This window comes from Gynuella sp., from assembly GCF_050297175.1.
Taxonomy (GTDB): domain Bacteria; phylum Pseudomonadota; class Gammaproteobacteria; order Pseudomonadales; family Natronospirillaceae; genus Gynuella.
Map to the genome: position 1 here is coordinate 1 of NZ_JBNKSF010000002.1, position 23,360 is coordinate 23,360.

Below are 23,360 nucleotides of genomic sequence, written 5' to 3' on the forward strand. Positions count from 1 at the left end.
AAATTATGAACTGCGGATATGATATTCATTTCAGAGCCGCTACTTCTCTTCCTGAGTTAACCGCCGACATGAACGCATCTAATCGCGTAATGATTTCTGCATAATAATTGGGTAGCTCCAGATATTGAAAAATGGAGCTGCATTGATAACCTCTTTACACCCACCGGTCGCACTCCTCGCTGGCAAAGGGCGGGAGGTTAACTGGAGGGGCTTATGAATCCATGCGTTACGGGCCATTCTGGAAATATTTGATCAGTGATTCCGGGGACTTGATCATCGATTCTGGAAATCCAGAAAAAGTGATCAAATAAAACCAGAATTGGCGATCGTAATGTTCCAGAACAGGTGAACCAGTCTATCTCGGTATGTGACTACTCCTTAACAACTCCCTCTACTCTCCAGGAGGCTTTTCCGCTGTCGGGATATACCAGAATCACTATATCTTCGATACCCTTGTAACCTGTTCTTCAGGTATTTATGAATATCTTATTTGAGGTGGTAGATGGCCTTTAAAGCCTGACGCTGGCGAATCTTCATAAAATGCGGATTGGCTATGGAGTATTAAGGCACGGCTATAAGGTATCCTGAAGAAGTATCAGCCTAATGATGTTGTCTCTATTGTGACTTCCTCAATTTTCCCCTAATCTCTCATTGGAAGTAGTTTTTGGACAGATTCATGACTGATGAAATATTGACCCTTAAAGAGGTCGCGGACTACCTAAAACTCGCCGAGAAGACCGCCTACCGCTTGGCAGCGGAGGGCAAGTTGCCAGGCTTTAAAGTAGGCGGTAGTTGGCGCTTTAAGCAAGCGGATATACAAAGCTGGATAGAAAAGCAGAAAGCAAGTAGTAAAAGCAATATTGAGACAGAGTAAACAGCCTTGAATGCAATAGAAATAGAAGAAGCCATTAGTGCACTAGCCGAACAAGCATTTGATGCGGCAAGTTTCCCTTATGCTTTTTTAGAAGCATTTGGAAATAAGGCAACCACCATTAAACGTCTGAAAGGCGGTTCTACCAACACCTCGGATATTGAGGGCGGAGTATTACAACGCAGCAACATCCACATTGCTGTGTGTGCTGAGGGCGAAGTCACTGCCACGTTGAATACACTCAAAGCCAGCCCTGCAACCACTAAAGCCAAAGCCAAATTCATATTGGCAACCGATGGCATCAGCCTTGAGGCGGAAGACCTTGCCTCAGGCGAAACGGTTGCTTGCGACTACAAAGACTTCCCCAACCACTTTGGCTTTTTCCTGCCATTGGCTGGCATTACCACCGTTAAACAAATCCGCGATAACACCTTTGATATACGGGCAACCAGCCGCTTAAACCGCTTGTATGTAGAACTGCTAAGAAACAACCCCGACTGGGGTACATCAGAGCGCCGCCACGATATGAACCACTTTATGGCGCGGTTGATATTCTGTTTCTTCGCGGAAGACACCGACATTTTCAATGGCGATAACTTGTTTACGGCCACCATCGAACAGATGAGCGCAAAAGATTCCTCCAATACCCATGAGGTGATAAGCGAAATCTTCCGCTCAATGAATACCAAAACCACAGACCGCAAAAAAGAAAACATCCGCTCATGGGCAGATGGCTTTCCCTATGTTAACGGTGGTTTATTTTCCGGCAGCACCGAGGTGCCACGCTTTACCAAAATTGCCCGTTCTTATCTGCTACACGTAGGCACATTGGACTGGAAGCAGATAAACCCCGATATTTTTGGCTCAATGATTCAGGCGGTAGCGGATGATGAAGAACGTGGCGCATTGGGAATGCACTACACCAGCGTTCCCAACATCCTGAAGGTGTTAAACCCGCTCTTTTTGGATGATCTGCGCGAACAGTTAGAACAAGCAGAAAGCAACCCGCGAAAGCTATTAAACCTGCGTAAACGCATGTCCAATATTCGCGTGTTTGATCCTGCCTGTGGTTCAGGAAATTTTCTGGTTATTGCCTATAAACAAATGCGAGAAATCGAGGCAAAGATTAACGAGCTTCGTGGAGAGAAAGACCGCCCAACAGATATTCCGTTAACTAACTTCCGTGGTATTGAGTTGCGCGATTTTCCGGCTGAAATTGCGCGATTGGCTTTGATTATTGCTGAATACCAGTGTGATTTACTTTATCGAGGACAGAAACTTGCGCTTGCTGAATTTCTTCCACTGGATGCAGAAAATTGGATTACTTGTGGAAATGCGTTGAGAATTGACTGGCTTTCTGTTTGCCCACCTACCGGTAAAAGCGTAACCCTTATTGGCGATGACCTGTTTAGTGCACCCGCCGAACAAGCTGAAGTCGATTTTGAAAATGAAGGTGGTGAAACCTATATTTGCGGAAACCCACCATATATAGGCGACAAAAAACAAACTAAAGAACAAAAGGGTGATATTGAATCCATATTGGCTAATAAAACTAAGCGATGGAAGTCATTGGATTATATTGCAGGCTTCTTTATTAAGGCTTCAGACTTAATCGGTATTACTAACGGAGGATGTTCGTTTGTAACAACAAACTCTGTGTCCCAAGGACAACAAGTAAATGTGCTGTGGCCACTTCTTCTTGAAAATACAACAATTATTTCTGCTCACACTTCCTTTAAGTGGGCTAATTTAGCTCAAAATAACGCAGGTGTTACAGTGGTAATTATCCAACTGGGTGAAAAATATTCCAACGTAAAGAAACATCTTTATGAAGATGGAATTAGTCGACAAGTTGAACATATTTCACCATATCTTACCGCCCAGCAAACACCATTTCTTGCTAACGCCCCAAGACCAATTACAAATTTGCCACTGATGACAAATGGTTGTGCAGCCAAAGACGGTGGTAATCTATTGCTCAGTTCTAAAGAGGAAATACCTCCCGAAGATCATATTGCCCACAAATTCATACAACCATTATGGGGTTCAGATGAAATAATAAATGGCCGCTCTAGATTCTGTTTGTGGTTAGAAGATAAGGATATACCAGAAATAGAAAAAAGTAATTTTCTAAAGCACAGAATTGAAGGTGTAAGAGAAATGCGCCTAAGTAGTAAAAAGGCCGCCACAGCGGCTTGGGCGGACAGGCCACATAGGTTTGTTGAAATTAGAAGACCAAAATGTAGTCATGTGATCGCTCTGCCAAGTGTTACTACAGAAACAAGGCCCTATTTGACCCCCGTTTTTCTGACTGGCGATGTCGTAATTTCAAACCTTGCATTTGCCTTGTATGAAGCAGAATTATGGGTATTAGCTTTGTTGAGTTCTAGGTTGCATTATTCTTGGGTTAAGGCTGTTTGTGGTCAGCTTGAAACACGTATTCGATATTCAAATACTCTTGGCTGGAACACGTTTCCAATCCCAAAACTGACTGAAAAGAACAAAGAAGATTTAACTCGTTGCGCCGAAGACATTCTTTTAGCGCGTGAAACGCACTTTCCTGCAACTATCGCAGACCTCTATGACCCAGAAAAAATGCCAGCGGACTTGCGCCATGCCCATGAGCGCAATGACGAAGTGTTAGAGCGCATCTATATTGGTCGTCGCTTTAAGAACGACACGGAGCGCCTAGAAAAGCTCTTCGACCTCTATACAAAAATGACAACACCCTCAAATAAAACGAATGGCAAGAAGAAGGTATCCTGAAAATGACGGAACATAAATCCATCCCCTCTGTTTCAGTAAATTATGCCTGTAACGGCAGCTCGAAAAAATCCAATGAGCTGGGTATGCGCGTCATGCAGGAGCGAGCCTTTGAGAAACGGGGCGAGCAATACCTTCTGATTAAATCGCCCCCGGCGTCAGGGAAAAGCCGCGCATTGATGTTTATTGCATTGGATAAGCTGCATAACCAAAACATCAAAAAGGCCATCATCGTTGTGCCTGAAAAATCCATTGGTGCGAGCTTTAATAACGAGCCGCTAAGCCAATATGGTTTTTATTGGGATTGGGAAGTAGCCCCGAAGTGGAATTTATGCAATGCCCCCGGAGAGGATGGCGGTAAGGTTAATTCTGTTAATGCGTTTTTGGAAAGTGACGACAAGGTATTGGTTTGCACCCACGCCACATTCCGCTTTGCCGTTGACAAGTTTGGCATTCCTGCTTTTGATGACTGCCTGATCGCCGTTGATGAATTTCATCACGTCAGTGCAAACCCTGATAATCGCTTAGGCGCACAATTAGGGCAATTTATTGCCCGTGACAAAGTGCATATCATCGCTATGACTGGCTCATATTTCAGAGGCGATGCTGAAGCCGTTCTATCCCCGCAAGATGAAGCCAATTTCGATACGGTGACTTATACCTACTACGAGCAGCTTAACGGTTACGAGTATTTAAAAACCTTAGATATTGGCTATTACTTTTATTCTGGCTCATACGCGGATGACATTCTGAGCGTATTAAACCCAAACGAAAAAACCATTATTCACATTCCCAACGTGAATTCCCGTGAAAGTACGAAAGACAAAATCAAGGAAGTGGAACACATCATCGAAGAGCTGGGCAACTGGCTTGGCACAGACCCAACCACCGGCTTTCACTTGGTGCAAACAGCCGATGGGCGAACCATTAAAATTGCCGATTTGGTAGATGATGACTCTGCCAAGCGCGACAAAGTATCTGCCGCGCTAAAATTGCCAGAAGCAAAAAACAATCGCGATCATGTAGACATCATCATCGCGCTTGGCATGGCGAAAGAAGGCTTTGACTGGATATGGTGCGAACACGCTTTAACCGTAGGTTATCGCTCCAGCCTCACAGAAATTATTCAGATCATTGGTCGCGCCACGCGTGATGCCAAAGGCAAAACTCATGCGCGCTTTACCAACCTCATTGCAGAACCGGACGCTTCAGAAGAAGCTGTTACCGATGCCGTGAACGATACCTTAAAAGCCATTGCCGCCAGCTTGCTCATGGAGCAGGTACTTGCCCCACGATTTAACTTCACGCCCAAGAACGCACAAAGCGCTCCAGTAGAAGGCTTTGACTATGGCGAGAATGGCTACGACCCCAACGGCAACAATGTAGGCTTCAATGAAGCTACAGGGCAATTTCAAATTGAGATTAAAGGGCTTGCCGAACCCAAAAGCCCAGATGCACAGCGTATCTGTCAGGAAGATTTAAACGAGGTAATTACCGCCTTTGTGCAGGATAAAACCGCACTGGAACGCGGCCTCTTCGATGAAGAAATGATCCCTGAAGAATTAACACAGGTTCGCATGGGTAAGATTGTTAAAGACAAATACCCAGAGCTGGATGACGAAGACCAAGAAGCCATCCGTCAACACGCTATAGCTGCCCTAAACCTTACCCAGAAAGCGAAGGAAGTGGTCAATCAGGAGAGCGATACCGAGCGTACCGGTAGTACAGCATTTGTGGATGGTGTTAGACGATATGCGCTGAGTGTTACTGAGTTGGATATTGATTTAATTGATCGTATTAATCCCTTTAAAGAGGCTTACGCGATATTAGCGAAATCCATGAGCGAGGAGAGTCTGAAGCAGGTGGCGGCGATAATATCGGCAAAAAAGGTGAACCTCACTCCTGAAGAGGCAAGGGAGTTGGCTAGAAGAGCGCTTAAGTTTAAGAATGAGCGTGGACGTTTGCCGGATATCGCTTCACAAGACCCATGGGAAAAGCGAATGGCTGAAGGCATTGCCTTTCTAGCAAGAATGAAGGCGGAGTCGTCCAATGGCTAAATCCAATTTTACGCAAGAAGATGATGCGCTTTTAGCCGAGTTAGGCGTTGACGTTGAGCAAAAAAAGAAAGTTAAGCATACCCCGCGAGAAGAACGAATTATCGCTGGGTTTGAAGAAATTCAACGTTTTGCGGAAGAACATGGCCGTGCGCCACGCCATGGAGAAGCCAATGACATATTTGAGCGTTTATACGCTGTAAGGCTTGACCGAATTCGTTCACAAGAAGAGTGCCGCAATTTAGTTGAGCCGCTTGATCATCAAGGCCTACTGGATGCGAAATCGATAATATCGGAGCCCGAAGCTGATTATAAAACCGATGATGAATTGTTGGCGGCGCTCGGGGTGGAAGCACCGAAAGAAGGGGATATTACCCACCTTAAGCATGTTAAATCTCAGGCAGAGAAAAAGGCGGCTGAAGAGATTGCGTTGCGTACGGTTTGCCCAGATTTTGACAAGTTCAAACCGTTATTTGATCAAGTTCAGGACCACTTAACGCGTGGATTACTCGAAGCAAAAATTCTCAAAAACCAGAAAGGCCAAACAATAATGGCCGAAATCAATCAAGGAGATTGGTTTATCGTCAACGGCCAGAAAGCCTATATCGCTGAAATCAGCAATGAGCGTATTCACGGCTTTGATAAGAATGACTACAGACTTCGCGTTATCTTCGATAACAAAACCGAGAGCGATTTACTTCTTCGCTCCATGCAAAAAGCACTGTATGTGGATGATGCGAGCAGACGCATTATATCGCTCTCTGCTGGCCCACTATTCGACAGCATTGCAGGCGATGAAGATACCGCCAGCGGAACAATCTATGTGCTTCGCAGTAAGTCAGACCACCCAACCATCGCCGAAAACCGAAGCCTGATCCACAAGATAGGTGTAACGGGTGGCAGCGTTAAAACACGCATCGCCAATGCAAAACAAGACCCGACCTATTTAATGGCCGACGTGGAAATTGTAGCAACTTATGAGTTGTACAATATCAGCCGAACAAAGCTTGAAAATATCCTGCACCGCTTTTTTGATTCCGCCAAACTCGATATTGAAATCAATGACCGCTTTGGCAAGCCAGTGATACCCAGAGAATGGTTCTTGGTTCCCCTGTTTATTGTTGATGATGTTGTTGAAAAGATCAGGGACGGAAGTATTGGTAGATACAGTTATGATATTAAGAATGTGAAATTAGTCGAAATATCTGACTTTCAAGATTAGGAGAGAGGGGTAAATTCATCATGGTAATAATGGTTTTTAAGTGATGCAGTGTTCGCGCAGGTAGCCGTAATAGTTTGGAACTGGTCTGATAGCTATCGGTTTTTTAGACAATCATTGCTGGCGAGGGTGTCTATGGTTACCTCTGTGAAAAAGCACTTCCCTCAATTTCCCAACGCCAAAACCCCATTGGCTCATCGCCAGGAAGTTGTTAGGATGCCGGGATGAAAACGACACTCGATCATCTCCCTCTGGATAAACAGGAACAGCTGCTTCATGCGGTTGATGTTATTGTGCAGGCCGTGAAACCGGAGCTGCTGATTTTGTTTGGCAGTTATGCCCGGGGAGATTGGGTGGATCATCTGGAGGATGATGGGGTTCATTATCGTTATCAGAGTGATATGGATTTGCTGGCAATTACCAAGAACAGTGTGCTGGCCAAACGAATGGAGTCGAAGCGGTCTTTGAGCAACCGTCTGATGCGGGAGGTCAAAACGCCGGTGAGTTTGATTGCGGAAGATATCCATTTTGTGAATGCGCAGTTGAACAAGGGTCAATATTTCTATGCGGATATCTACCGGGAGGGGATTCTGCTGCATGATTCCGGCAAGCTGTCCTTAGTGGAGCCCAAAGAGCTGCCACTGGCTGCACGGAAAATAGAAGCCCAACGGCATTTTGATCATTGGTTAAAGGCGGCTCAAAACGACTTTAAAATGTATCAATATGCTGTGGAAGGTGAGTTGCCCAACAATGCCGCCTTTTCATTGCATCAGGTGACTGAGCGTTTGTTCTCCATGATCCTGCTGGTGTTTACCCACTACAAGCCCAAAATCCATGATCTCGAAAAACTACGTACCTTAACGGGCAGTATTGAGCCTGAGTTTTTATCGGCGTTTCCGGAGAGTACGCCGTTTGAATGTTCCTGCTTTGAGTTGCTGTGTCAGGCGTATGTGGATTCGCGCTATGACCCCGGTTATTCCATCACGACTGAACAGCTGGAGTGGCTGGCGGAACGCATCCGCCATCTGCAAACCCTGGCGGAAAAACACTGCGCCGCCAAAATCGAAAGCCTGGGCTGAAGTGCTTTTCAGCCCTTTCTGTTTCCTCTCATATTCAAATCTCTTCAGTCCAATGGCAACGCCGCGGATTTTTTAACCCGGATGCCCGCCAGTTGCCTGAGCCATTCATGACCGCTGACTAATAAGATACCCGCAAGCACCAACAGGGTTCCGAGCAGAAATTCCGGCTCAATGCGCTCATTTAAAAACACTGCACCGAGCGCCACACCAAACAGCGGTGTTAATAACGAGAGCACGCTGATGCGCGATGCCGGGTAGTGACGCAGTAACCAGAACCAGATGAGCAGGGCAAAAAAGGAGACCACCACGGTTTGAAAGGTCAGGCTGGCGAGGGCAGGAACGGTCGGTTTAAAGTGCCATTGGCCCAGGAGCCATGCGGCAATTATCAGCAGCACACAACCGACCAGCAGCTGATATAACAAGGTGTGTTCTGAGGGCGTGGATGCCAGTTTGGATGACCGGATCACCACGGTGGTCAATCCCCAGGCCGCGCCGCCGCCGATGGCCAGCAGATCTCCCAGTAATTGATTGGGGCTGTCATCGGTGATCGCGCTCTCGGGCATCAGAAATGCCGTGGCAATACCGGCCAGGGCGATGGCAATGCCCAGCCATTGCAGTGGTGCCAGTCGTTCCTCGGGCACTAAAAAATGCAGAATCAGCGCGGCAAACACCGGCGAGGTATAAAGAAATACTACGGTATGGGCGGCGGTGGTAAATCTGAGTGCTTCGCCGGCCAGTACATATTCCAGAGCAAACAAGATGCCGGCGGTCAAACCGGCGCCAATGTAGCCTTTCAATGGCAGGGTGAGGGTTTTGGCCGGGTGCAGCCACAAATAAAGCATGACCAGAACTGCTGCAAGACCCGAGCGGAGACCGATTTGCAGCACCGGAGAAATGTCATCTCCGGTGGCTTTCAGCACGACCTGCTGTAAGCCAAGGCACAAACAAAAAATAAGCATTAATCCCAATGCACTGGCATCAATGGGCCGGCGGCTGTTCATGACTGACTCCAAATATCAAACGATCAGGCATTATCGTTTTGTCAGCTTTGATAGATATAGCTAGAATCCGCCATTTGATAGCAGCAAAACGACATCCGTTATGAATCTTTCTCCACGCGAATTTCAGCAGTCACCTTATGCCGGCCACGAAGCGCTGCCCTCGGCCATTGTGTTTTGGGCGGCACAGACGCCGGCCGATGCGGCTTATCCGGTGCACAGTCATCCGTGGGGGGAGTTTGTGTATTCCTTCAGCGGCATGATGGAGGTGGTGGTGGCCGGGCGTCAGTATCTGGTGCCGTCTCAATATGGGCTCTGGCTGCCGCCGAATGTGGAGCATCAGGGGCTTAACCGCCACGCTACGTGTCATGGTTCGTTGTATATCTCTGTGCCTCACTGCACGGCGATGCCGGAGCTCACCTGTGCGTTGACCATCAGCCCGCTGGTTCGGTCGATGCTGGAACATTTGCATCAGTCGTTGCCGCCGTTGCCGTATCGCGCGGCCGACGAACGGCTGTTGCAGGTGTTGGTTGATCAGTTGGAGCAGGCCGAGGGTGCGGGCAGTTATCTGCCGACGTCGCAGGATCCGCAATTGAGCCGGCTGCTGCGAATGCTCGATGCCCATCCCGGTGATGGTCGCTCGGTGGCACAATTGGCCAGTGCTGTGCATCTGACTGAGCGGACATTAGTGCGCCGTTGTCAGCGGGATTTGTCGATGTCTTTGAACGAGTGGCGTCAGCGCTTGCGCATCGTTAAGGCGATGCCGTTGCTGATCGCCGGGCACAAAGTGGAAAGCATTGCGCTGGAGCTGGGTTATGGCAGCTCCTCTGCGTTTATTGCCATGTTCCGTCGGTTGATGGGTGTCACGCCAGATGAGTACCGGAAAACCCGTATCGGCAAATAGGCACCCATCCGGCGTGTGTTTTACTCGGCCATCATATGTCGTTGTCCCTGATGCAAAGCGCGGTAAACCTGGTTGCGTAAGTGGTTGGCTTCCGGGTTGCTGATGCTGCGGGTGGGGTGACGCATTACCAGACGCAACAAGACATTTTTTTGGCCAGGACGCATGCCCATGCGTTCAACTGCGGTGTTGGGCAGGTTGAGATACGGCGTTTCGCTGACAATGATGACTTCTTCCAGCAGATCGGCGTGATCGTGTAATAGCTCGCGCACGTTATCGCCCAGAATCTCGACGTTGATGTCTTCGTTGACCGCCAGTGACAGATCCCGTTTGATGGTCGGCTGGAAGGAGACTTCCTGCCAGGGTTCAAGGTCCTGCATTTGTGCCTGAATTCTGGGGTCTTCGTGGCGCAGCAGGCGGATATCGGGAATGTTTTTGCGCAGCATGAGTACCCGGTCCAGGCCAATGCCCATGGCAATGCCGGTGGTTTTTTCCGGATCCCAGCCGCAGCGTGTTAATAGCGCCGGCGATATCAATCCACCTTCACCAACCTCGACCATTTCACCGGCGGGATTGCGGGCATCAATTTGCAGGCCATTTTCCGTATAGGGATGAGGGGAGTCTGATAATGTGATGGTGCAATCCGGTAGGACGCGGTTGAAAATCGCGTTGACTGCAGTGGTGACAATGTCCTGCTGGCCGTAGGGTTCCCGGTTCAGTAACAGCCAGACATCGAGCTGATGAGGTTCGCCGGTATGCCAGCGATCGATGCTGTCGCGGCGATATACCAGACCATGGCTCAGGGCGCCAAGATAGTCAGGATGGTTGCCATGGCTCCAGCCCCGCAGCCAGCCGGGAATGGCGCTGGAGGTTTGGGTTCTTAGCATCAGGTTATCGGTCAGGTAACGGCTGTAGCGGGCTTCGCGCGCGGGGCCATCGTCGGGATAACCCAAATCATCGTAGTTGGCAGTGGTTCTGACCACCGGGTTGTGATTGAGGCGTTGCAGATAGCAGGGCCAGGTTTGTTCGAGTGACTGTTGTACTTCGGTGATGAGCTGCTGCATGGCGTGCGGCCCCTGTTGAGGGTCCGTCAGGTCACGAAGGGTTAGGGCATTAATCAATTGGGTATGGGAAATGGCGACAATCGACATTTTGAAAATCCTCTAAAAAAACCAAGTTCGGTTGAACGTTTTGATGTTGTTTTGGTTTTGACCTCCGGGTCTGGCCCGGAGGAGAGGCTTTTCAGAATGAAAAGTTAACCCGCCGCGCCCGCTTGCTGGACCCGGAGGTGAATAAATCGATGTGAATGGAGATGAGATAAAATAGTCATGCGCCAAAGCTTAATGATCTTTTTGAATTTGACAAGCTTATTTTTGGTCAGCTTGTTCGAAGGTGTGTGATCAGCGCTTGGGTTTACCTGAGAATCGGGTCAGTGCCGGGTCCATGTGATCCCAGTGGCTGGCCTGACTGCAGAAAGCATTTGCTTTTGGATGATACAGGGAGGTGTTGTCCAGGGTACCGGCAAGCACTGAGGTGCGATCGGCAACGGCTTCGACTTTGCCAAGCACCAGCGATCCGCATCGGGGGCAGAAACCACGACGGATTTTTTTCCCGCTGCCGCCAATGCTTTCATAAAACGTTAATGTGCCATTGGTTTCCATGACATCATTATTGAAAAACATCAATGGCGCATACGCGCTGCCGGTTGCCTGCTGGCAGTCACGACAGTGGCAGTTAAATTGAAATACCGGGTCGGCGTTGCATTGGTAACTGAACGCTCCGCAAAAGCATCTTCCTGTATAGGTCATACTCACCCTGCCTGTTGCTCATCTGGTGAAGCGATACTTTAGTGTAGTGTCTCAAATAAAACGCATATTTAAATGGGCCGCCAAATTCACGTCGCAACTCTACGTTAAGTTCAGCCAACGGCGTTCCACTCTTTGGGAAGCTCTCAAGACGCCCACCGTTTTTTGACAATGGAAGGGCGGGCCATTGCCGGCGAGCTGCGCCTCGCTGTGAACATCTTGAGGTGCTTTTTTAATGTAGGTTTTATTCAAGACACTACATTAGCGTTATGAAGCGACTCCGGCAACCGCACTTATTCGGCAAGTGCGATACCTATGCAGGGTGTGAAGAATCTGGGCTGGCAGCGTGTTCTGTGGTTTGTCTGGGGCAGGTGGTCAGGTCTTCTGTCATGGTGGGTGTGGTTGTATCGGTGGTGGTCAGTCCGATCCGTTGATGCAGCTGTTGCTGATCAAATCCCTGAATATAAAGTGTGTGGTCAATCACCATGAGTGGTCGTTTTATGAGGATAGGATCTTTGATCATCGCGGCTAATGCGTCTTCGTCGCTGAGGTGTTCGGGGGTGAGTTGTCCAGATTTGATCGCTGGGGCTGTCTGGTTAAAACACTCTGCTATTGGCCGGTTGCCGAAGAAAGCCTTGAGGCGTTCGGTGGTCCACTGTTGTTGCAGCAGGTTTTCGGTGTGTACTTCATGGCCGGATGATTGCAGCCATTGCAATTGCCGGCGGTTGTTGATGCAGCCAGGTTTCTGAAAAAAGATGATGTGTGCCATACGAGATTCTCTGCGTTGAGTAAGAGGATGGCACTGGTTGTCTCTCTCAGGAATCCAGGGTTGAAACCAGTACCTTAATACCTGCTATTCCAAAAAACATACCAAATATGAGATCGAACCATCGGCCCAGTCTGAGGTAGATGGTTTGCGCCCGGCGGGTGGAAAACAGTAGGGCATAACCGATGAACACAAAACTGCTTTGCACGCCAACAGCCATGATCACAGACCATAACCCGGCAATGCTGGTGTTATGAGGAATACCGATGGCGTATAAGGCACTGAAAAACAGAATGGCTTTGGGGTTGGTCAGGTGAATGGCCAGGCCCTTGAGATAGGTTCGGGGGATCGATACGGGCGCGTTTTCGACGATCCGCAGGCGGTTGCCATGACGGGTGGATAACAGCGATTTAAGTGCCAGAAACAACAGGTAACCGGCACCCACATAGCGAAGCATCTGAAACAACCAGACGTTTGCGTACATCACTGCGCCCAGGCCAAAAGCTGCCGAGCATGACCATATCAGAGAGCCGCTCAAAATGCCGCTGGCAAGGGTGAGTCCACGAATGCGGCCCTGATTCATGGAGGTACCGGCGATGGCCAGAGTAGCCGGGCCGGGGCTGGCGATCGCCACCAGTGCGGCGGCCAGAATCACCGCGTAGTGAATCTCAAGCATATGATATGTCCGATGGTTTTAGGGGGTGGCGGTTTTTGATGAGCCTGGCAATCAAGTAGATGCTCCTGGCGTGTTTGGTTGCTCTGGATATTGCTGCATTCGGTCTGAAACAATCTGTGCTCATTCCGGGCGATTTATTTGTGGATTGATGGTCGCCGGTTTCATAAAAAATGGTTTTCATGACAACATGAGATGCTCTGGTCATCAAGCCCACATTTCAATGTTTCAGCTACGACAAAACCTGCTTTTGTCGGGTTTCAGACAATCGTTTTGACGCTAATCCCCTGAAAAATCAACGGTTTTCACATGGCTTGCCGTTTGCAATCTCTCTTCAACAGCAAAACAGACACGCAGGAGAGAGTGGAAACATGGCGATGAAATCCAAACAGATTGCAGAACTGCTGGATGAACCGGCCTGTAGTCATAACCACAAATCCAAGTCCGGATGTGCGAAGCCCAAACCGGGCGCGTCTGCCGGTGGCTGTGCTTTTGATGGCGCTCAGATCGCGTTGCTGCCGATCGCTGACGTGGCTCATATTGTTCATGGTTCCATTGCCTGCGCGGGCAGTTCGTGGGACAACCGTGGCACCCGTTCCAGTGGTCCGACATTGTATCGGATCGGCATGACCACCGACCTGACCGAACAGGATGTGATTATGGGCCGGGGTGAAAAGCGTTTGTTCCATTCCATTAAGCAGGCGGTAACTACTTATCAGCCGCCGGCGGTCTTTGTTTATAACACCTGTATTCCAGCCCTGATTGGAGATGATGTCGATGCCGTGTGCAAGGCGGCGTCTGAACAGTTTGGCATTCCAGTGGTGCCGGTGGATGCCGCCGGCTTTTACGGCACCAAAAACCTGGGTAACCGGATTGCCGGTGAATCCATGGTGAAGCATGTGGTGGGAACTCGTGAACCCGATCCGGTACCGGCGTCGGCCGTTCGACCGGATGTGACGGTTCATTCCGTCAATCTGGTTGGCGAATACAACATTGCCGGTGAATTCTGGCATGTGCTGCCGTTGCTGGATGAACTGGGGATCCGGGTGTTGTGTACGCTTTCTGGTGACGCCCGGTTCCGTGAGGTGCAGACGATGCATCGGGCCGAGGTGAATATGATGGTGTGTTCCAAGGCCATGCTCAATGTTGCCCGCAAGTTGCAGGACAGTTATGGCACGCCATGGTTTGAAGGCAGTTTTTATGGTGTTTCGGATACCAGTGAAGCGCTGCGCAATTTTGCCCGGCTGTTGAATGATGAGGCGCTGATTGATCGCACCGAGGCACTGATCCAGCGGGAGGAGGCGCGTATACATGCGGCGCTGGATGAGTGGCGGCCACGGCTCAGTGGCAAGCGGGTGCTGCTGTATACCGGCGGGGTGAAGTCCTGGTCGGTCATTTCTGCACTACAGGATCTCGGCATGGTGGTGGTGGCCACCGGTACCAAAAAGTCCACCGAGGAGGACAAGGCACGAATTCGTGAGCTGATGGGTGAAGATGCCATGATGATTGAGGATGGCAATCCGCGCGAGTTGCTACGCATCGTTAAGGACTATCAGGCCGATATTCTCATTGCCGGCGGTCGCAATATGTATACCGCGCTGAAGGCGAGAGTGCCGTTTTTGGATATCAACCAGGAGCGTGAGTTTGGCTATGCCGGTTATCGCGGCATGTTGGAACTGGTGCGTCAGCTGGCGTTGACGATTGAAAGTCCGGTCTGGCAGGCGGCCAGATCCGCGCCCCCGTGGCAGACTTCACGACATGACGAAGTGTTACCGTTACCGGCTGCTCTGGCAGCCAATGAGGGGTGATATGAGCGAGATCATTAAGCGCAAAAAAGCATTGGCGGTCAGTCCTCTGAAAGCCAGTCAAACGGTGGGCGCATCGTTGGCCTTTCTTGGCCTGAACCGCAGTATGCCATTGATGCATGGGTCGCAGGGCTGTACTGCCTTCGCCAAAGTGTTTTTTGTGCGTCACTTCCGTGAACCCATTCCATTGCAGACCACGGCCATGGATCAGACTTCAACGGTGATGGGCGCGGATGAAAATATTGTTCAGGCGCTGGCAACCCTTTGCCAGAAAAGTGCCCCGGCGGTGATTGGCCTGGTGACGACCGGGCTGGCTGAAACTCAAGGCTGCGATATTCAGGCGGCGGTGAAAACCTTTGCCAAAGAGCATCCGGAGCTGGCGGCAGCGACCGCCGTGGTACCGGTGAATACGCCGGATTTCAGCGGCTGTTTTGAATCGGGCTATGCCCTGGCCGTGAAAGCCATGATCAATACGCTGGTGCCCGATACTCACGATGGTCATGAAAACCGGGTTGGGATGCGCCGCCGACAGGTGAACGTGTTGTGTGGTGCCCATCTGACGCCCGGAGATCTCGAATACCTGACCGATAGCATTGAGCAGTTTGGGTTGCGTCCACTGTTGATACCGGATTTGTCCGGTTCTCTGGATGGGCATTTAAGTGAGGATGAGTTCAATCCTTTAACCACCGGCGGTACGACGGTAGAAGATCTTGCCAGTGCCGGTGAAAGTATTGCCACGCTGGTGATCGGTGCGAGCCTGTTTGGTGCGGCTGAACGGCTGGAACAGAAAACCGCTGTGCCGATTTATCGGTTTCATCATTTGATGGGCATTACGGCGAATGATCGCTGGCTGGTGACGTTATCAGAACTCAGTGGCCAGCCAGTGCCGAGCCGTTATCAGCGGTATCGGAGTCAGCTGCAGGACGCCATGCTCGACACTCATTTCATGATTGGTGATAAGCGGGTGGCCATTGCGGCGGATCCGGATCTGCTGATTGCGTTTGAAGATTTTTTGCGTGGTATGGGGGCGGCCACTGTTGCGGCCGTCGTACCGGCGGCCAGTCGCGATTTGACGCAGCTGCCAATGGCCGAAGTGCATGTGGGAGATCTTGAAGATCTGGAACGACTCGCCGCCGAGCAGGGGGCTGAGCTGCTGCTGGGGAATTCCCATGCGGTGGATTCTGCCGGGCGTCTGGGATTGCCGTTATTGCGCATTGGCTTTCCGCAATACGATCTGCTGGGTGGTTTTCAGCGTTGCTGGTCAGGGTATCGTGGCAGCCAGCAGGCGCTGTTTGATCTGGCCAATATGATTATGGCCAGCCACCACGATATTCGCGCGTACACCTCTATTTACCGGGATTCCGGCAACCAATACAGCAATGAACAGCACATGAGGCACTAAATGACACAGGTAACGAGGCAGTTGCAAGTGATCAAAGAAATCGATGACAGCAAAATGTTGAAAATCGCGTTTGCCACCAGCGACCGTAAAACTGTGAATCAGCATTTTGGATCGGCGCAGTCATTTACCATTTATGGCATCACGGCTTCAGAAGCACATCTGTTGATGGTCAGCGAATTTGAGGATCTGAAGCAGGATGGCAATGAAGACAAACTGGTGATCAAAATTGAATTGTTGAAGGACTGCGTCGCGGTTTTTTGTCGCGCTTGTGGTGCTTCTGCGGTACGCCAGTTACTGGCCTGCAATATTCATCCGGTCAAGGTGACCGACGGGCCTGATGAGATTGACACAATTATCCAGTCGTTGCAGCAGGAACTGAAAGACAGTCCCGCTGGCTGGCTGGGAAAAGCTGTGAAACAGATGCAGCGTGAGCAGCAGCCGGATCGACTGGATTTTATGGCAGAAGAAACCTGGGACGAATAACGAGGAGAACGAACCCATGACTGAATTTGTAGAAAAACTGGAAGTGGCGGACAACGATCCGGCCCTTAAATTGTCGTTTATACGCGGCATCATCACTCAGCTCAGGGCAATGGATACCTACGGCACTTACGACACCTGGAATGACGCCAGGGTGATTGATCCGTTGGTGTTAACCAAAGAGCGGCGGCGGGATATTCCGGTGGTTGGCGATCCTGATGAGGTGGTCATTTCCCGGATCAAGGCTTATTACAATGCCATTGCCGCTGGGATTGAAGTGGAAAGCCAGCTGATGGCGATGCCGGTGATCAATCTTTCCCATGAAGGATTTGGCCGGGCATTGATTAAAGTTGGCAAGCTGGTGGTGGTGGATAAAACCCTGCGTGATGTTCATCGTTTTGGCTTTGATTCGCTGGAACAGCTGGCGGAGGAAGGCTCGACATTAATTTCCGATGCGGCGGCATTGATCCAGCAGCATCGTCAAGTGGCGGAGTTATAAGATGGATGAGACAGAATTAAAAGCACTGGAAAAAGAAGTCAAAAAACGCAAACGCATTGCAACTGAGCTGGCTTCGGAGGTACACGATCTGGTGGAAGACACCTTGTGGACCGATTACGAACAATTGCCCGCCAAAGCCGAGCGGGTGTATCAAGCCTGTCTGGCCTGGGCCGAGGCGAAATCCCGATTGCCGGCCTGACAATGCGCACCATGGTAGCCATCCCGATGTGGCAACGATGGTGAAGGGCCAAACATGATTAATGGTATGGATGACTGTGGGCTTAGCCCGCAGGCACTAACGCTTTGTGATTTTACTGTTGAAAGAGAGAGAAAAGGGGGTAGAGATGGCTGCAATCATACAAGGGCAAACCCGCGGGGGAACGGAGTGGACGCCCCAATTCGTCACTGAATTGGATCCGACCAATTGTATTGGCTGTGGCCGCTGTTACAAAGTCTGCCCCCGTGATGTATTTGAACTGGTGGAACGAAGCGCCAGTGACGATGACGACGACTTTTACGATGACGACGACGAGATGATGGTCATGAGCCTTGCGGATCCAATGGACTGCATTGGTTGTATGTCCTGCTCCAAGGTCTGTCCGAAAAAATGTCATACCCATGCACCGCAGAGCCTGTGAGGTCATACCATGCCAAAACCTGTACACCATGTATTTGTCTGTATACAAAACCGCGACCCCGGTCATCCTCGCGGCAGCTGCAGTCACGCCAGTGATAGCAATTTGATGGAGCTGTTTGGGAATGCCATTGCCAAACGTGGTCAGTTTGGTCGGATTGCGCTCAGTGCCTCCAGTTGTATTGGTCCATGTCATATCGGCCCGAGTGTTCTGGTATACCCCGAGGGTATTCTTTATGCCGAAGTGGGTGCAGATGATGTTGACAGTATTGTTGAACAACACCTGATTAACGGCGAAATCTTAGAACATAAACAAGCACCAGCGGAGGTTTGGTCATGAGCAGTATTGCAGCACTTAATATCCCGGAAAGTTATTTCTCCAGAACGTTGCCTGAAGAGGTACAGGTTGTTTTGGATGGTATTCGATATGCGCATCCCGAGGTGAAAGAGGCTGCGTTGATCTCCGCGCTGAAACGCTGGCCAGAGGTGCTGGATATTCATATTTCCCTATACAAGTTTTATTTTCGTAGTGGTCGTTATGCAGAGGCGGAGTGGGGCGCCTGGAAGGCATTGTCCATGGCGGCCAGGCAAGCTGGCATTAGTCATAATTATCGCCGCCTGCATGTGCACTCCACTGATTGGAGTACCAACAATGAACCAGCACGGCAGTTTTTGTTCTGCCTGAAAGCCTTGGGGGTGATTCGTTTGCGCCGGCAAAAACTGGCTGATGCCCAACGGGTGCTGGCTAAATTGATGCAGTTGGATCCCAATGATGAAGTCGGGGGTGGCAGTTATTTCCAGATTGCTGAAAACCTGATTGCTGTATTGTCGGAAATGGATGATTAATTGCATTGGGGATGTTTGAACCGCGTGATGATGGTGGCTGATGCGATTGTGGAATATAACGCATAGCCACTATATAGATGTTGTAGCGAGTTTGGGGGTGTATTGATGTGCAGCGAATCAAATCGTTATACCCGGTTGTCGTATCATCCGTTGACTGCTATTTCTTTGCGAGGTGTTGGTTTTTATTAATGTCGAAATTCAAAAAATACATACTTCTTTAGTACTGGTATTTCCAATTGATCCATCCACTATTGCTCATATATCCCATTGATCTATGCTGAACCAGGTTAAGCGGTTGAGCTGTCTTTCGCAATCATAGAAATCTGTTTTCGTCTATATTTGTATAGTGTTATTGGTTTTTTTTGATCGGTTATTATGCATCATAAAAGCCTATGGCGTGTGTTGTTAATACTTCTGTCTGTAAAAGAATCCCTGTTGTCTGGTAAGGTGTTAAAGGATACATTTATATCTACTCAGGGTGCGCCTGAAATCTCATAAATTCTTTATGAAACCGGCGATGGTGTGGTGTTGGATGAGATCGGGGAGAACCTGATAATGACAAACTGTCCTGGAGTGTGGTTGTGGTATCAGGGAGAAAAACAAACTCTCGATTTTCTGCACTGAACTGTTTTATTCGATGACCTTTTATAGCGTGATGTAGGAAATGCAGAAGGTGTGGTCCGGATACAACCGTTTCTATTTTTCAGCGGCTCTGTGTATTGAAGGTGAACGCTGTGGAACAGCCAGATAATCTTGATAACGACCAAACACAAGAGTGCAACATGAGCCTTATACCAACAGAACATATTGGGTCCATCCCTCGTCCCACTGAATTAATTACGGCCTATCAAAAACAGCAGAGTGGAGAAATCAGTGAAGAAGCGCTGGAAGCTCTGGCCACTCAGGCAAGTATTGAAACGATAAAAAAAATGGAGGAAACGGGGTCTTATTGTGTGGGTGATGGTGAACAGCGAAAATTCTCCGGTTTTGCATCCTACTGCCTTCACGGTGCCAGTAATTTTGCTCCGGATGGCGCGGAAATATTGTTTTCTGACGGCCATAGTCGATTACTGCCACGATTGACAAAAGGGCCGTTTAAATATCAGATGACTGCTGACATGTTTCTGGAAGATGCCATGAAACATACCAAGCATCCGATTAAGCAAGCGGTCATTTCCCCTTCGTTGCTTAGCCTGTTATATCCCAATACCCCGATTCCCGAGTATAGCCGCAATCAGTTTCTTGAGGATGTTATTCGCCAGCACCATCAGGAACTGGCGCGATGCCTGGAGCTGGGGGCACATAAGGTACAAATTGACTTTACTGAAGGTCGGTTATCTCTGAAGCTGGATCCATCAGGCGAGCTGTTGACCGGCATGGTCGATTTGATCAACTCCGGACTGGAAAGTTTTACTGATGCACAACGGCAGAAAATCGGGTTGCATACCTGCCCGGGTGCTGACCGGGATGCGACCCACAGTGCAGACGTCGATTATAAAGAACTGTTGCCGACGTTGTTTCGGGTTAATGTGGGCAATTTTTATGTGGCGATGGCATCGGAAAAAGATCCCGAAAAAGTGCTGTTACAGATTAAGTCTCTGATCAAACCTGGTGTTCGGGTATTTATTGGTGTTATCGATCCAATTGATCCGGTCATTGAAACACCGGAGCAGGTATGTGAGCGGGTGTTGAAGGCGGCCGAATATATTCCTTTGGATAATTTGGGTACAACTGACGATTGTGGTTTTTCGCCATTTGCAGATGACGATTCAACTTCACGAGATATTGCGTTTGCCAAGATCAAAGCCAGAGTTGAAGGTACCCGCATGGCTGAAGAAATTCTGGTTGCCAGGAAATAAGTTCTGAGAGGTTAAATAAACCTGCGCAAGCGGGAACCGCTGGTTTATTTAACAACGATAGTATTTTGTTTATGGCCAGCAACTTTGTGAACACTTACTTGTTAATCTGCAACATTTATGTCGGATTAGTAATGTGATGATGACCGGTTTTGGAGTTTCGTAAATGTCTATGCCGAAAGACGATCTGCAATCACTTAGGGACCGGATCGAGGCACTGGAAATGCAGGTGTTGTCGCTGGAAAATCAGAACCGGGAGCTTCGGCAAAGTGAGTTGGTTCAGCAACTCAATGAAGAAAAACTCAACGAGATTCAACGAATCGCGTCAATTTACAGTTGGGAAATCAATGTTGTCAGCCGGCGTTTGAAATGCAGTGATATGTTGAAAAGCATATTGCACCCGCCGTTTTCTGAGTATTTAACGGTCGAGGACCTGTATCAGATTATCCACCCTGATGATATTGGACATTACCGCAGGCTATACGACGACTCTGTTGATGCTGAGAAACCTTTTGAGCTGGAACACCGTATTATTCTTCAAAACGGCAGTGAACGTATTGTCAGGCATTTCTGTAAGACATTCTTTTTAAGTAATGGTATGCCCTTTAAATCGATGGGGCTGATGCAGGATGTCACCCAGCTCAAGAAAACGGAGGAACAACTCCGGCGGGCAATTACTGAAGCCAAAGCTGCTAATGAAGCCAAGTCCAGTTTTCTTGCGAATATGAGTCATGAAATCAGAACGCCGGTAAACGGTGTGATCGGTATGACACATCTGTTGCTGGATAGTGCATTGGATCAGGTGCAGCGTGATTACGTTGAAACCATTCGCCACTCTGGTGATGCGCTGCTGGCAGTCATCAATGATGTTCTCGATTTTTCGAAAATTGAAGCCGGGAAGATGGAGCTGGAGCAGGTTGATTTTGATCTCTTTTCCACCGTTGAGGATGCGTTGGAAATTCTGGCGGAAAGTGCTGCCAGAAAACATCTCGAAATTGCATATGTTGTGGAGCGGGGAGTGGATGCCTGGGTTCAGGGGGATCCATCCCGGATACGCCAGATTCTGCTAAATCTCGTGGGTAACGCGATTAAATTTACCAGTTCGGGTGGGGTTGTCGTAATGTTAACCCGAGATGTTCAGGGGACGCAGTCTGATTTCATCCGGTTTGAAGTGATTGATTCTGGCATCGGTATTTCCGCCCAGGCTCAGGCAAAGCTGTTTCAGGCATTTACCCAGGCAGACACTTCTATAACCCGTAAACATGGTGGCTCGGGATTGGGTTTGGCAATCTGTGACCGGCTGGTGACTCTGATGGATGGTGAGATTGGCGTCAACAGTGTTCCCGGTGAGGGCAGCACATTTTGGTTTACTGCCAGGTTACCCGTCAGTGTCCAGCGTCAGCAAGCGCCGGCCGAGGAAATCATGAAGCATATGAATGTTCTGTGTATTTCCCAAAATGAACCGTTTTTGCAGTTGATTACCCGACAGTTAACGAATTGGCATTGTCAGGTGACGGCGGTGACAGATCATGAACAGGCGCTCACAGAGCTTCAAAAAGTCGATCTGGGTTTTAACCTGGTGATCGTTGATACCCAGCTTGAGGATATGAGGCTGGTTGCAAAGATTCGTGCATTGCCGGAAATGTCGAAGATTCATATTATTTTGTTACGACGATTTGGCCAGCATACTGACCAAAGCTATATGTCCAGTGTGGATATGTTTATTACTAAGCCGATCCGGTGGACCAGGATGTATCGCTATATTCTCTCGGTCTTCAGTCAGGAAAATGGAACTACGGTTAATCACCATCAGCAGCATTCGTTGGGTGATCATGCGGTTGCCTCTTTGCGGTTTCGGGTATTGCTGGTTGATGACAATATTATTAATCAGAAAGTTGCTGAGCACATGTTGCTACGGGTTCGCTGTCAGGTTGATATCGCTGAAAATGGCAGAGAGGCGTTGGACATGCTTGAGAGGCAGAAATTTGATCTGGTACTGATGGACTGCCAAATGCCGGTGATGGATGGTTTGACTGCCACAGAGATGATTCGTGCTAACGAGCGCATATCCGGTGAACATATTCCAATTGTTGCCATGACGGCCAATACGATGAAAGAGGATATGGAGAAATGTTTGAGTGTTGGCATGGATGACTATATCAGTAAGCCCGTTAGGCCCCAGCAGTTATATGATACTCTCCAACGCTGGTTGCCGCTCCCCGATGCAGTGATATTGGGAGCCGATATCGAGGATAGCTGATGATCTTCGGTCATTATGTGACTGGGAAGGAAATAATGAATGCCCCTCTTTATTAGACCTGCCGTAAATGTATCGCTATAAGCTCGAATGCTGCCTTAATTCTATATGCGTGTTGAAATAAGGATCGCTGACTTCAAATCTCTTATTTTTTCTTTGAATGATATTTTCTGTGTATGTGGCATTGGTCAACGGAATTATTTTTTAAAATAAGTGCTTGCACTGTTGCAAAATGAATTTTTGAACGCCATTGTTCCACAGAGTTACATTTCATTGCCTGATGGCCATGGGTGGCTGTTTTTTGACGCCTTAGATCTCCTGCTAAAACGTAAAAACGACTTCCGAAAAACAATCCTTCACAAAGCAAAATGTCCTTGAAAATTAGGGTTTTATTGGCGTCCGAACAGTTTTTTTGGAAGTGACTGAAAGCTGACATCTGTCGTCATAAGGCG

Annotated in this window: 21 protein-coding genes; 16 read left to right on the top strand and 5 right to left on the bottom strand. The window is 49.0% G+C overall.

The features are described from left to right. Window positions 1-676: 676 nt before the first annotated feature. From mads1 to ACQY6I_RS00035, 5 genes are all read left to right on the top strand, one after another. Entirely contained in the window at window positions 677-874 is a 198-nt protein-coding gene (gene mads1, locus ACQY6I_RS00015) for a methylation-associated defense system helix-turn-helix domain-containing protein MAD1 (RefSeq protein ID WP_428239414.1), read from the top strand. Window positions 875-880: 6 nt separating this feature from the next. Then, window positions 881-3,637, top strand: a complete 2,757-nt coding sequence (locus ACQY6I_RS00020; RefSeq protein ID WP_428239415.1) for a class I SAM-dependent DNA methyltransferase — start codon at window positions 881-883, stop codon at window positions 3,635-3,637. A gap of 2 nt (window positions 3,638-3,639) precedes the next feature. Then, window positions 3,640-5,691 (top strand): DEAD/DEAH box helicase, encoded by a 2,052-nt coding sequence (locus ACQY6I_RS00025; protein WP_428239416.1) that lies wholly within the window; start codon window positions 3,640-3,642, stop codon window positions 5,689-5,691. Then, entirely contained in the window at window positions 5,684-6,910 is a 1,227-nt protein-coding gene (locus ACQY6I_RS00030) for a GIY-YIG nuclease family protein (protein WP_428239417.1), read from the top strand. Before ACQY6I_RS00025 ends, ACQY6I_RS00030 begins: the two co-directional genes overlap by 8 nt. Window positions 6,911-7,131: 221 nt before the next feature. Beyond that, a complete protein-coding gene (locus ACQY6I_RS00035; protein WP_428239418.1) occupies window positions 7,132-7,986 on the top strand; it encodes a HEPN domain-containing protein in 855 nt (284 codons plus the stop codon). A gap of 44 nt (window positions 7,987-8,030) precedes the next feature. On the opposite strand, the gene ACQY6I_RS00040 is transcribed toward ACQY6I_RS00035, so the two are convergent. Beyond that, the gene (locus ACQY6I_RS00040; RefSeq protein WP_428239419.1) at window positions 8,031-8,987 is read right to left on the bottom strand and encodes a DMT family transporter; all 957 of its coding nucleotides are present in this window, start codon (window positions 8,985-8,987) and stop codon (window positions 8,031-8,033) included. 100 nt (window positions 8,988-9,087) lie between these two features. Here ACQY6I_RS00040 and ACQY6I_RS00045 point away from each other — a divergent pair, with 100 nt between their 5' ends. Further along, window positions 9,088-9,888 carry a helix-turn-helix domain-containing protein gene (locus ACQY6I_RS00045; RefSeq protein WP_428239420.1) on the top strand — a complete coding sequence of 267 codons (801 nt, stop codon included), beginning with the start codon at window positions 9,088-9,090 and terminating at the stop codon, window positions 9,886-9,888. A 20-nt stretch (window positions 9,889-9,908) separates the two neighbouring features. On the opposite strand, the gene ACQY6I_RS00050 is transcribed toward ACQY6I_RS00045, so the two are convergent. The 4 genes from ACQY6I_RS00050 to ACQY6I_RS00065 all read right to left on the bottom strand — a co-directional run bounded on the left by ACQY6I_RS00050 (window position 9,909) and on the right by ACQY6I_RS00065 (window position 13,132). After that, window positions 9,909-11,036: a hypothetical protein gene (locus tag ACQY6I_RS00050; RefSeq protein ID WP_428239421.1), complete on the bottom strand. Its 1,128-nt coding sequence runs from the start codon at window positions 11,034-11,036 to the stop codon at window positions 9,909-9,911. 249 nt (window positions 11,037-11,285) lie between these two features. Next, window positions 11,286-11,693: a GFA family protein gene (locus ACQY6I_RS00055; RefSeq protein WP_428239422.1), complete on the bottom strand. Its 408-nt coding sequence runs from the start codon at window positions 11,691-11,693 to the stop codon at window positions 11,286-11,288. A 310-nt stretch (window positions 11,694-12,003) separates the two neighbouring features. Next, a complete protein-coding gene (locus ACQY6I_RS00060; RefSeq protein WP_428239423.1) occupies window positions 12,004-12,459 on the bottom strand; it encodes an ArsC/Spx/MgsR family protein in 456 nt (151 codons plus the stop codon). Between the two features lie 46 nt (window positions 12,460-12,505). Then, the gene (locus tag ACQY6I_RS00065) at window positions 12,506-13,132 is read right to left on the bottom strand and encodes a LysE family translocator (RefSeq protein WP_428239424.1); all 627 of its coding nucleotides are present in this window, start codon (window positions 13,130-13,132) and stop codon (window positions 12,506-12,508) included. A gap of 368 nt (window positions 13,133-13,500) precedes the next feature. On the opposite strand from ACQY6I_RS00065, the gene nifE reads away from it, so the two are divergent. The 10 genes from nifE to ACQY6I_RS00115 all read left to right on the top strand — a co-directional run bounded on the left by nifE (window position 13,501) and on the right by ACQY6I_RS00115 (window position 22,911). Further along, window positions 13,501-14,937, top strand: a complete 1,437-nt coding sequence (gene nifE, locus ACQY6I_RS00070) for a nitrogenase iron-molybdenum cofactor biosynthesis protein NifE (protein WP_428239425.1) — start codon at window positions 13,501-13,503, stop codon at window positions 14,935-14,937. Window position 14,938: 1 nt separating this feature from the next. Further along, the gene (nifN, locus tag ACQY6I_RS00075) at window positions 14,939-16,336 is read left to right on the top strand and encodes a nitrogenase iron-molybdenum cofactor biosynthesis protein NifN (RefSeq protein WP_428239426.1); all 1,398 of its coding nucleotides are present in this window, start codon (window positions 14,939-14,941) and stop codon (window positions 16,334-16,336) included. Then, window positions 16,337-16,819 (top strand): NifB/NifX family molybdenum-iron cluster-binding protein, encoded by a 483-nt coding sequence (locus ACQY6I_RS00080; RefSeq protein ID WP_428239427.1) that lies wholly within the window; start codon window positions 16,337-16,339, stop codon window positions 16,817-16,819. Between the two features lie 16 nt (window positions 16,820-16,835). Then, window positions 16,836-17,315, top strand: a complete 480-nt coding sequence (locus ACQY6I_RS00085; protein ID WP_428239428.1) for a NifX-associated nitrogen fixation protein — start codon at window positions 16,836-16,838, stop codon at window positions 17,313-17,315. A 1-nt stretch (window position 17,316) separates the two neighbouring features. Then, window positions 17,317-17,514, top strand: coding sequence for a CCE_0567 family metalloprotein (locus tag ACQY6I_RS00090; RefSeq protein WP_428239429.1), 198 nt, complete (start codon window positions 17,317-17,319; stop codon window positions 17,512-17,514). A gap of 145 nt (window positions 17,515-17,659) precedes the next feature. After that, window positions 17,660-17,953, top strand: a complete 294-nt coding sequence (fdxB, locus tag ACQY6I_RS00095) for a ferredoxin III, nif-specific (protein WP_428239430.1) — start codon at window positions 17,660-17,662, stop codon at window positions 17,951-17,953. A 9-nt stretch (window positions 17,954-17,962) separates the two neighbouring features. Continuing rightward, window positions 17,963-18,289: a (2Fe-2S) ferredoxin domain-containing protein gene (locus ACQY6I_RS00100; RefSeq protein WP_428239431.1), complete on the top strand. Its 327-nt coding sequence runs from the start codon at window positions 17,963-17,965 to the stop codon at window positions 18,287-18,289. Then, window positions 18,286-18,795, top strand: coding sequence for a hypothetical protein (locus ACQY6I_RS00105; protein WP_428239432.1), 510 nt, complete (start codon window positions 18,286-18,288; stop codon window positions 18,793-18,795). Before ACQY6I_RS00100 ends, ACQY6I_RS00105 begins: the two co-directional genes overlap by 4 nt. Before the next feature lie 782 nt (window positions 18,796-19,577). Then, the gene (locus ACQY6I_RS00110; protein ID WP_428239433.1) at window positions 19,578-20,654 is read left to right on the top strand and encodes a cobalamin-independent methionine synthase II family protein; all 1,077 of its coding nucleotides are present in this window, start codon (window positions 19,578-19,580) and stop codon (window positions 20,652-20,654) included. Window positions 20,655-20,817: 163 nt separating this feature from the next. Further along, entirely contained in the window at window positions 20,818-22,911 is a 2,094-nt protein-coding gene (locus ACQY6I_RS00115) for a response regulator (RefSeq protein WP_428239434.1), read from the top strand. The last annotated feature ends 449 nt before the right edge of the window (window positions 22,912-23,360 follow it).